This is a genomic window from Photobacterium halotolerans DSM 18316 (genome assembly GCF_000425165.1).
GTDB lineage: Bacteria > Pseudomonadota > Gammaproteobacteria > Enterobacterales > Vibrionaceae > Photobacterium > Photobacterium halotolerans.
In genome coordinates this window covers 1-10,811 of sequence record NZ_AULG01000025.1, presented here as the reverse complement: position 1 = coordinate 10,811, position 10,811 = coordinate 1, and the positions used below count along the sequence as shown (strand labels likewise).

The following is a 10,811-nucleotide window of genomic DNA, read 5'->3' as shown; positions in this document are numbered from 1 at the left end:
ACTAAGCTATCTCTTCAAGATGCATCAATACCGGCTGTAACACCCGCCGTGCCCAATCCATTGCCTCAATGGCAAGATCGTTCTGCCAGTTCGGCCAGACCCGGGCAATGTATGCATTGCTGCCTTCCCCGCTGAACAGATAACTGTCGTTAAACACCCCGGCCATTTTGACAAATGCTTTGTCCTGACTCTCTTCATCTGTCAGCCAGTGACCGCTTTTGTCGCGCAGCGCCTCCAGACCGGCCTGCGCCGTTCGCGGAAAAAATGGCAAAGGGGATGACTGCCCGGCCAGATACCCTTCGGTCAGCATAGTCAGCTGCTCTGTGGCGTACGCTGCCTCAACGGGCCGCAGGCGAACATGCTTATCAATACCCAGTACATGGCTATCGGCGGTTATCCCCTGTACCGACATCGCCAGATGCTCCAGCCAGGCATGAATAAGATCCTGGGTCCGCACTTTGCCGGGCCTGAAATGCACCATCCCGGCCGCAGTATAATGGCGGATCCAGCCTTGTAACCGGCACTGCCCGGAAGGGATCGCCATCAGCAGGTCAATTTCCGGGTCATCGAGCGGATCTGCGAGCAAACCGGCAACTCGCTCAGCCAGCGGGGCGATCTGCTGGTGTTCCTGCTCCAGAGTCAGCTCACCAAATGCCGCAATCGGCAAGGTGCCGGCCGCCTGCTGCATTGCCTGAAAACGGCTCATCGCCTCGGGGCGGGTCGGCGCTTCGAGCATAGTGGTCAGCAAGTGTGCCCGCAGCTGATAACTCTGCAGGCCATCGAGCGCAAAGGGCTCTTCATCCACCATGGCCCCAGCAGCGGCGTCAAAATACACCTTGAGACGCCGGTTAAAAAAGTACTGCACCGGCAGGCGCCAGAAGCGCTGCAACTCTGCCATTTCAATCACAGGCAGTGCGGCGGATGACTCCGCCAGATCCGTCAGCGCAAACGGGGGCAGCGATTGCGACAGGAAATCCATCGTGTCGACCGTGATGCGCCGTGCCGCGGGCAGCCATTCGGCGGCATAGCTGGGCGATGTGCCCAGAAACGCCTGCGGGCTGAACGGCGTCAGTGGATGGTGGTGAGTCAACCAGCGGATCAGACGCTCCGCCGAATCCTCCGGAGGCAGCGCGCTGTCTCCCTGCAGACAAAATCCCTGCTGGCAATAATCCAGTAACTCACTGAGCAGGACGGAGGGCATTTTTTCGCTGTTATCCTGAATCGAGCGCCCGACATAGCTGATGTACAGCTGCTGCTGGGCAGACAGGAGCGCTTCCAGAAACAGGTATCTGTCATCGTCGCGGCGAGAACGGTCACCGGCGCGCTGGCGGCCCACCATCAGATCAAAGCCTTCAGGGGCAATCGTTCGGGGATACACACCATCATTCATGCCCAGCAGGCAGACCACTTTAAACGGGATTGAACGCATCGGCATCAGGGTACAGAAGTTGATCTGACCGGCCAGAAAGCGCTGACTGACACGCTCGCCGCTCAGCTTGTCATTGAGATAATCGCGCATGATCGCTGGCGTCAGCGCTTGCTGATAACCGGCATCATCCAGTTGTTGCTCCAATTGCTGCAGCTTTTCGCGGATCAGGCGCAGGACCAGTTCGCCTTCGGTATCGACACTGAAAAAGTCATCCAGCAGCTGATTCAGCACACTGAACCACTCGCGCGCCGAATGCGGCTGATTGAGCACCCGGCGGTAATGGATTAGCTGCTCAACAAAGACACTGAGCTGACCGGCCAGCTCGGCATCCATGCCCTGCACTTCATCATAGGCAAGTATCCCCTGATACAGACCTGCCTGCGCTGGCATCGCATAACCAAGCAACATACGCTGCAGCCCGAACAGCCAGGTATTTTGCTGCTGCACCGGCAGTGAAAATTCGCGCGCTGTGTCGGCATCCAGTCCCCAGCGGATCCCGGCTTCCTCAATCCAGCCCTTCACCTGAATGAAACGATCGCTGTCGAGATTAAACCGCTTCATGATGGCCGGCACTTCCAGCAATTCCGTCAGCTCAGAGGCATGACAACGGCTATTGGGTAAGTCCAGCAAGCGCAGACAGGCCAGCAGCACAGGGTTTTCCTGATCGGCACTGCGATCAGAAATGGAAAATGGCAGGTAGCGCTCAGAGGGCGCGTTACCGAAAACGGCCTGAATATACGGGCTGTAGGCATTGATATCGGCGACCATGACCACGATATCACGTGGCGACAGGCCGGGATCGGCATCCAGCATCGCCAGCAAATTATCATAGAGGACTTCCACTTCCCGCATCGGCGAGTGGCAGACGTGCACCGACAAAGAACTGTCTTGCGCCTCAACCTGCTGTTTGTGCTGGCTGTCGGCCAACAGCTGATCATTCACTTTGTCTTCCAGATTCAGGATATCCGACTGAATGCTGTGCAGCAGGCTGTCAGGCTGAATATCGACAAACGCGTCCACCTCGAAAGCCTGTAATTCCGACAGCAGATACAGATTGTCCCGTCCCAGCTTACCCAGTGACGCTAACAATGTGTTGCCAACCGCGGCCCCCTGATGCGTGTCGTCAATCAGATTATCTTCCAGCGAGCCTTTGAGTATCCCCACGGCCCCGGTCTTCTCGCTGTGCTGATCCTGCCAAATCACCTGCTGACGCTGCTGCGCTGCCAGCCGGGCCAGGTATTTGCGATCTCTGACATCCCCCCAGTAGTGGCGGCAAGGATTGGTAAACATCAGGTGCACATCGATGTGCTGCCCCAACGCCGCCAGGGCATCCATATAACGTGGCGGCAGCGCTGAGATACCAAAGACAAACAGACGCTGAGGTAATCCATCCGGCAGCTTCGTCCCGGACTGGGCGTACTGCGTCAGCGTTTCAATAAACTGCTGATACAAATTCGCGCGGTGATAAGGCGATTGCCCCTGTGCCAGAATGTGGTCATACAACGCCTGCCATAACACCGGCTGCCAGGGATGCTCACCCGTCAGTTCAGGATCAATACGCCCCGCTTCCCATTCCTGTATCCACTCCGGCCGGTACACCAGATACTGATCAAAGATGTCGGCAATTTTTCCGGCCAGCTGAAAACGGCGCTGCTGATGGGCATCCTCTGCAAGGTAACGCGCCAGCGGCGCAAATTCCGGCTGCTCCAGCAATCCGGGCAGCACCTGCATCAGCGACCAGGTCATGGCGTCTTTATTGAAGGCACTGCGGGCCGGCACATCCGGCAGCACTTTGGTGAACATGTCCCAGATGAAGGTCGCTGGCAGCGGAAAGCTAATATTGGCGGCCACGCCCAGCGACTGCGCCAGTTCGAGTTTGAGCCATTGTGACATGCCCGGACTCTGCACCAGAATCTGCTCGGGGATAAAGGGGTCTGAAAGCGGATCCCGGCGGATCAGCTCAACCAGCAAAGACTTCAGCAGATCCAGCTGGTTGGAATGGTAGACAGTAAACACGCATCAGGCTCGCTGGCAGAGAATAATGCCATGATTGTCTACCAAGGCACGCAGGGTGTAAACAGTGCGACCTGTGATGACCGCCGCCCTTTGGCTTCAATGCGTTACATTGCTGCTCTGCGGTAACCTGCCTCAGCGGTGCAATAATGGGCCAGATAGCGCACTATGACATAACTGACCACCACAGTAGCGATTAACAGCTCGGCCAGCGCCAGCACCTGAACCTGGTGCACGTAGTCGGCCAGCAGGGGCTGAGTGCTCATCCAGTGAGCCGTTTTGTACAAGGCCGTCGCCCCGATCACCATAGGGAACGTAAACGCGGCATAAGCCGGACTGAAGGGTAATCGCAAGAGTCTGAAGAAGGCCAGATAAATCACCAGCGTCATCAGCAATCCGATACTCGCCAGCAGCGCTACCAGTAACACTGAAGGGTGCGCCGTCACTGTCAGATAACCCGCCAGCGACAAACTGGCCGGTGCCGCCAAAATCGCAATGGTCGGCTTGGCCGCATCCGGCACTTGATGACAGAAAATCAGCCGGTATAACATCACAGGCAGCATCAGAGCATAAGCACTCAGGCCAAACACCATTACCCCCTGTGCCAAGGGTGCCAGGGCGCCCCCCGGAAAAGTGACATCAGCCACGATGATCCCCACAGGCGGCACAAACCAGCTGGGCACCATATGGTGCAGCTCAAACCGGCTCAAGCGGTGGAAGACAAAGCAGGCTAAAAACGCCAGATGCAAGACCACAGCCGCCAGCCACAATACTAACCCGGCAAGCGGCAGATATGTCGCCAGCGCATGGGATACCACCATGAGCGCCATCGAAAAAGTAGGCACCACACTGCCAACCACAGGGTGCTTCAAATCCTGCCACAGTAGCTGAGGGTGTAAGACAAACTTCAGCGCCAGCCCCAGCAGCATCACAGCGGCAATGACGGCACTGCCCGTTTGCGCCATCCCGTGCAATGGCGCCGCATTCTCCCAGCACCAGCCCAAGCTGGCAATGGCCAGAGCCAGCCCGGCCATGGGTGTCGGCATCAAGGTAAACCGATTTTTCCAGGCTTGATTCATGATTTGCTCTCCATCACATCCGATTCGTTTTTGTTCTTTTTATCGATAGAGGCAGTGTACTTCTCTCACATGGTTTAGAATAATTGAATAAATTTAAACAAAGGTTAAATTTAATTTAACCTATAAAGAGCGACTATGAACATTGCGCTGAAACAATTGAGAGTCTTCGTGGCCGTGGCACAGGAAAAAACTATTACTGCTGCCGCCGAGCGGCTGTTCCTGACCAAGCCGGCTGTCAGCATGGCGCTGGCCGAGCTGGAAAAACAGCTCAGCCAGCCCCTGTTTGATCGCCATAGCAACCGGCTGACCCTCAACAGCGAAGGCAAGCGCCTGTTGCCTCTGGCCGATGAACTGCTCCAGCGCAGCCAGAGTATTGAGCAACTCTTCACACAAACCGGTGCGCTGTCCGGCAGCTTGGCCGTGGGTTCCAGCGATACCGTGGGTAATCAGCTCACGCCTTTCTTGTTGCGCGATTTCAGGGCTTATTCAAGCCACAAAGATCAGTCGCTATTGATCGGCAATACCGCGGCCATCGCGAAAAAGTTAGGTGATTTTGAACTGGATATCGGACTGGTCGAAGGCCGGGTCACAGAAAAACACTTGGTAAGCCAACCTTGGCTTAAGGATGAGATGGTAATTATCGGTCATCCCGAGCACCCGCTGCTGACCAAAAACAAGCTGTCTCTGTCAGATCTTGAACACTCGGAATGGGTACTCAGGGAAGCCGGATCCGGCACCCGGGATTATTTCCTGCATCATCTCGCCCCGGGAATTGATAACTGGCAGCTGGCCTTTGAGCTCAACACCACAGAAGCCATCATCAACAGCGTCGCCGCCGGACTGGGCCTGACCTGTTTATCGCGGCGCGCGGTCCATCATGCGGTACAGGAAAAGCGCGTGGCTGAACTGCCCATCACGCTGAGCAAGCAAAGACAATACTGGCTGCTGTACCACAAAGACAAATACAACAGCCCGCTGTTATCTGCCTTTATTGCATTCTGCCAGCAATGGCAACCGGGCTCAGATCCGGTTATCACCGCCACTGAAGGCAATGATCTGGCTGATCTGACATAAAGGCCGGCCCGATTCCTGCTGCCAGTCGTTAAACGCCGCCTGTGCCGCCGACAGGGAGCGCTGGGTGTCCCGACCGCCATCAATGATTCCGGTACTGCGCAGATAAGCTTCAACATCCTGGCTGAGGATAAACGTATCTTTGCCCATCACCCGTAGCGTATAGGGGCCGGTATTGCCGCCCAAACGCTTACCTTTGCGTTTCAGATAGTGCCATAAGCCGATAATGTCATCCGATGGCCACGCTGCGACCATAGCCGCAAACGAGCCGTGCTCTTTCGCGGCCCTGTGAATCATGTACGCATTGTCCGGAATCGTCATAACTTTGCCGAGATGACGGATAATGGCCGGATCGGTGGCTTTTCGCTCCCACATTTCGTTCGGTACCAGCAACAACTTTTCTATATCAAAGCCAAAAAAGACTGATTCAAAGCCGTCCCACTTTTGCCTGACCACTTTCCAGCTCATCCCTGACTGGAATACTTTCTGCGTAAAGGCGGCCAGCCAGCGATCATCGGCAATGGCGGTCAACGCCTCTGCGCTAAGCGGGGTCGACAACAGGCTTTCCAACGCCGCTTCTCCCCCTTTGCGATCAGCGGCACGGGTATAAATTTGTTCAAATTTTTCTCTCAGGCTCACAAGAACACCTTCTGTCAGAACTCAGCACTGGACTATGCCCTTATCCTACTGTATAAAAAACCAGTTAATCAATATCAGGAGAGGGTGACCATGGCTGTTATCGTCAAATATGTAGTAGAGCGCAACGGAGAAGAGAAGATGACTTTTACCTCTAAATCTGAAGCTGATGCCTACGATAAAATGTTGGATATGGCTGACGAGCTGTTTGCGGTTCTGAGTGAAAGCAAACTGCTTGAAGACGAAGCCAAACAGGAAGAATTAGCGCTATTCCTGGCACAAGAGCGTGAAAAAGTCCTCGTCGCGCTGGGGGCAAAAAAAGCCAAACCCGCAGCTAAAAAGAAAGCGGTAAAACCCGAAGCCGTGCAAGACGACGCTGACAGCGAAGCCGCCTGAGTCAATCCCCTTGACGATAAATAATAAACCTCCGCCGGGAGGTTTTTTATTTCCGTGTTTATTCACAAACACTGACTTTATATGTGGTTAAGTGCGGATTTTCGTCATTTCTCAGTCATTTTGCTATGAATGGCAGATTTCCCCTTCAATATCCCGTTCAGTCTCTTTATGATGGGAACATCTAACTTTTTCAATATCAGACAGACTGCCCGTAGATTGCAGTCGTTATCCCTTTTGACATGGAGACCATTTCATCATGGCGACATTTTCTCTAGCCCTGGGTACCGCGACCAAAAACCGTGACGGTAAAATCATTGAAGCTTTCTTCCCGACCCCGCTGCTGAATCCGGCTCAAGCCCTGGTTGATGCCATCGCAACAGTTGTTGATTATCAGGAAGGCAATCAAGCCATTGAGATTACCCCGGCTCAGGCCGCTGAACTCGCCGGCGCTTTCGCAGCGAATGGCGAGCAAGCCAGTGCGGGTTTTGCTGAAAAAGCGGCACAATCCAGCCAGCCTCTCGTGGTAGTCATTCTGGCTGCTGATGCGGCGCCGGCTTCTGTTGCTGAAGGCTTCCTGAAACTGCAATTGATCTCTCAGCGATTGGTTAAGCCTCATGGCCTGGTACTGGACGGTATCTTCGGTTTGCTGCACAACATTGCCTGGACCAATCAGGGCCCGATTGATCTGCCGGAACTGGCAGAGCGTCAGATTGAAGCTCGCCTGAGCGGCGAGGTGCTGAGCGTCGATTGCGTTGATAAATTCCCGAAAATGGTCGATTACATAGTGCCGGCTGGCGTGCGAATTGCCGATACCTCCCGTGTTCGCCTCGGTGCTCACGTCGGTGAAGGTACGACTGTGATGCACGAAGGCTTTATCAACTTCAATGCCGGTACAACAGGTGTGAGCATGGTTGAAGGCCGTATTTCTGCCGGTGTTGTGGTCGGCGATGGTTCCGATATCGGCGGCGGCGCTTCTATCATGGGTACCCTGAGCGGCGGCGGCAAAGTGGTGATTTCGATTGGTGAAAACAGCCTGCTGGGTGCCAATGCCGGTCTGGGCTTCCCGCTTGGCGATCGTTGTACCATTGAGTCTGGCTTGTATGTCACCGCAGGCACCAAAGTGACTATGCTGGATGCAGATGGCAATGTCGTTGAAACCGTCAAGGCGCGCGATCTGGCCGGCAAGTCCGATCTGCTGTTCCGTCGTAACTCAGTAAGTGGTGCGATCGAATGTTTGACCAATAAAACCGCGGTTGAACTGAACAGCGAACTGCACAGCAACAACTGATCCTCCATCACTGAGTGAAAGATCGCAAAAGGCTGCCGATGGCAGCCTTTCTTATCGGTATCAGTAGCCTCTTTCCGCCAGCCCGAACTGACTGGCATCTTGCCGGCATTCATCCGGATAACCTGGATTAAGCGCTGTGGTCACTGTTTTCTTGCCCGTGCAGTACTCATATCGCCCCTGCAGATAGCCCGCGCGGTATTTTTCATAATCAGATTCAGACATCACGCCAAGCCGGTCCAGGCGTTTTTTTTCCCACTCCTGATAGCCATACTCTCCGTGATAAGCCCCCAGCTCCTGCCATTCTCCATGCTGAGACAAGTTAGCCTCATACTGACTGACACAAGCCGATAGCACAATAATCACCACCAAACAGATCAGCTGACGCATACGACCTCCTCAGCCAACTGCGATCCGGTGTCTTAAGTATGGAAGAATATCTCTGGAGTGAGAAAGTTTCTCATCTGACGTTTTTATCAAGGCTGGCTCAGTTCCAGCGATGCCTGACGCCCTGATTCGCTTCTTACCCCCAGGTTCACTAATACGATTCCAAGGAATGCGGCGCTCAGCAATACTGCCCCAAGGTGCCAGGGCTGGCTGATCCCCAGCTGTAACAGGCAATGGCTGATAACAGACGCCGCAACCATCTGGCAAGCCCCGGATAACGCAGACACAGTCCCTGCTTTTTCACCGTACGGAACCAATAGCATCGACTGTGCACACGGAAAAGCAATGCCGTTTGTCATCGCCAGCAGAAAATGGGCCACTGACATCCAGACCGGGTCTGACGGGGCCAACACATACACAGCAGCCGAGACCAATTGCATCAAAGGTGCCAGCTGCAACATGCTTGCTGTCCCCAACTTTGGCCGTAAGCGCTGACACAGCAAACCACCAAAAAGCAGTCCGCAAGCCGGCACCATAGCCCACATTGCATACTGGTCAGAGCTTATCCCTAACTGCACTTGCATAATGTAGGGCATCATGGAAATTGCCAGCACAACCATGGCAAAATTGATCCAGCCTATACCGGCAAATGTCAGGAAGTGGCGGTCTTTAAACAAAGACAGGTAATTACCCGCAAGTTGCTTAACTGAAGGTGGCACACCCGCTGTCTTTAAGGTTTCGCGAAAGCTAAATACAAGCAATAACCAAACCAGTGCGATGTAAGCAATAAGCAGCACAAAAACTGAAAGCCAACCCAGATAATGATTAACCATACCGCCAATCACTGGGGCCATAATGGGAGTAAATGCGGCAACAATGGCTAACCAAGTCATGGCTTTTGCCAGATTCTGCTTCTGGTAGCTATCCCGGATTGTCGCCCTGGCCAGGACAGAAACACTGCCTGCCCCACAGCCCTGAATAAAGCGTCCAAGCAATAATCCGGAAAACGATTCCGCGTTGAAAATCGCCAGCGCAACACCGAACAAAGCTATCATCACCCCAGCAAGCAATACCGGCCGACGACCCAGCACATCAGAAAGCGGACCATAAACCAGCTGTGAGGGACCAAAACCTAACAGATAAATGGCAACCAGAAGCTGTGTTTGATCTGAGGTCAATGTCAGATCCTGTCCGATCCAGGGTAACAATGGAAACACCAGGCCAAGACTGAGCTGACCAATACTGACAATCAAACAAGCAAATAACAGGGGTTTCCAATTGAATGCTGGCATACATTTCTCTATATCGATAACAACACAGATATTATGCCTGCATACTGGCCAGGAATAAGCCATCATTGGCAACAGGAGCTATGTCCTGACAGGAAAGAATAGCCGCACTGTTTTACGGCTATTTCATGAAGTGAAAGACTTAGGACTCGGAGCTCTGCGCTTTTTGAATCACATAACGAAACGGATTAGTGAAAGAGAACTTGCTGCCCTGAGTGGTAACCCGTCCCTGCTTCATTGCAACCAGCACTTCACGCTGTATTCTGACTAACGAAAAGAAGCGTATCACCATAAACACAATAAATATTGGCATGATGATTTGCGCCATGGAGGCTGACTTTAACAAGAAATCATTCCCTAACCAGATCGCGAGCATCACCAGCATCAGGTACAAGGAATGCGGTTTCAGTGTAATAGTGACAGAATCAGCGGTTTCTTGCCGCTCGTAGAATAAACTCATGGCGAATTATCTTTAATCATCCCAGAAAAATTGCCCTAACCCTCTCACAGCCTCACACCTAAGGCAAGCGCTTAACCAACCAAATTGTAACCAGTTTCTACCCGCTATAACGGGTTCAGAGGCGTGTCATGAGGTTTCAATAAGTAACGAGCAGTCGAACAAATTACAAACGCCAGATAGCAAAAAACCCAGCCATTGCTGACTGGGTTTCTCTAAGAAGTGGCGGAGCGGACGGGACTCGAACCCGCGACCCCCGGCGTGACAGGCCGGTATTCTAACCAACTGAACTACCGCTCCGAAACTGGTTATTTTCAATGTGCTCGTCGTTATTCTGCATTCTTCACTCAGTCGCATACTTTATGTATGCTCCTTCGTTCATCTTTTGAATGCCTTGAGCTCATCAAAAATTCCTGCGTTTCCCAGGAAATATCTTTCAAACAAAGTCTTACGCTTACTGCTTTGTTTCGGTCATCTTGCGTGATGCGATGCAGATTTTGAACTGAGAAGCGCAGTGTGCATTAGCACATGAGCATCGCAAGTATCAAAAGATGCGAGCTATCACCCAAGATGGGCAATGAAAGCCTGGCGATGTCCTACTCTCACATGGGGAGACCCCACACTACCATCGGCGCTGCTGCGTTTCACGTCTGAGTTCGGCATGGGATCAGGTGGGTCCGCAACGCTATGGTCGCCAAGCAAATGCTTTATCTACCGCCCGCAGGCGATAAATCACAATCTGGGAAAGGTAACTAGTGTTCTCAGCACA

9 protein-coding genes, 1 tRNA gene and 1 rRNA gene are annotated in these 10,811 nt (G+C 53.3%); 3 read left to right on the top strand and 8 right to left on the bottom strand.

Features of this window, described 5'->3' with window-relative positions; translation table 11 throughout:
* Position 1 precedes the first annotated feature (1 nt).
* Positions 2 to 3,445: an exodeoxyribonuclease V subunit gamma gene (gene recC / locus H511_RS0106860; RefSeq protein ID WP_027251633.1), complete on the bottom strand. Its 3,444-nt coding sequence runs from the start codon at positions 3,443 to 3,445 to the stop codon at positions 2 to 4.
* Positions 3,446 to 3,549: 104 nt separating this feature from the next.
* Positions 3,550 to 4,521 carry a TDT family transporter gene (locus H511_RS22800; protein WP_051287964.1) on the bottom strand — a complete coding sequence of 324 codons (972 nt, stop codon included), beginning with the start codon at positions 4,519 to 4,521 and terminating at the stop codon, positions 3,550 to 3,552.
* A gap of 135 nt (positions 4,522 to 4,656) precedes the next feature.
* Between H511_RS22800 and H511_RS22795 the strand changes: the two genes are divergently transcribed.
* Positions 4,657 to 5,595 carry a LysR substrate-binding domain-containing protein gene (locus H511_RS22795; RefSeq protein WP_051287962.1) on the top strand — a complete coding sequence of 313 codons (939 nt, stop codon included), beginning with the start codon at positions 4,657 to 4,659 and terminating at the stop codon, positions 5,593 to 5,595.
* Here H511_RS22795 and H511_RS0106845 read toward each other — a convergent pair.
* The gene (locus tag H511_RS0106845; protein ID WP_027251632.1) at positions 5,542 to 6,231 is read right to left on the bottom strand and encodes a DNA-3-methyladenine glycosylase I; all 690 of its coding nucleotides are present in this window, start codon (positions 6,229 to 6,231) and stop codon (positions 5,542 to 5,544) included. The two genes, H511_RS22795 and H511_RS0106845, sit on opposite strands and share 54 nt — an antisense overlap.
* Positions 6,232 to 6,321: 90 nt before the next feature.
* Here H511_RS0106845 and H511_RS0106840 point away from each other — a divergent pair, with 90 nt between their 5' ends.
* On the top strand, positions 6,322 to 6,624 hold the full coding sequence (locus H511_RS0106840; RefSeq protein WP_027251631.1) for a YebG family protein: 303 nt from the start codon (positions 6,322 to 6,324) through the stop codon (positions 6,622 to 6,624).
* 256 nt (positions 6,625 to 6,880) lie between these two features.
* Positions 6,881 to 7,912: a 2,3,4,5-tetrahydropyridine-2,6-dicarboxylate N-succinyltransferase gene (gene dapD, locus H511_RS0106835; protein ID WP_027251630.1), complete on the top strand. Its 1,032-nt coding sequence runs from the start codon at positions 6,881 to 6,883 to the stop codon at positions 7,910 to 7,912.
* Between the two features lie 60 nt (positions 7,913 to 7,972).
* Here the strand turns inward: dapD and H511_RS0106830 are convergent, their stop codons facing one another.
* From H511_RS0106830 to rrf, 5 genes are all read right to left on the bottom strand, one after another.
* On the bottom strand, positions 7,973 to 8,299 hold the full coding sequence (locus tag H511_RS0106830) for a DUF2799 domain-containing protein (protein WP_027251629.1): 327 nt from the start codon (positions 8,297 to 8,299) through the stop codon (positions 7,973 to 7,975).
* Between the two features lie 86 nt (positions 8,300 to 8,385).
* Positions 8,386 to 9,588: a multidrug effflux MFS transporter gene (locus tag H511_RS0106825; RefSeq protein ID WP_027251628.1), complete on the bottom strand. Its 1,203-nt coding sequence runs from the start codon at positions 9,586 to 9,588 to the stop codon at positions 8,386 to 8,388.
* A gap of 139 nt (positions 9,589 to 9,727) precedes the next feature.
* Entirely contained in the window at positions 9,728 to 10,045 is a 318-nt protein-coding gene (locus H511_RS0106820; RefSeq protein WP_027251627.1) for a hypothetical protein, read from the bottom strand.
* A 220-nt stretch (positions 10,046 to 10,265) separates the two neighbouring features.
* Positions 10,266 to 10,342, bottom strand: a tRNA-Asp gene (locus H511_RS0106815).
* 283 nt (positions 10,343 to 10,625) lie between these two features.
* Positions 10,626 to 10,741: ribosomal RNA gene (rrf, locus tag H511_RS0106810) — 5S ribosomal RNA — on the bottom strand.
* Positions 10,742 to 10,811: the final 70 nt, after the last annotated feature.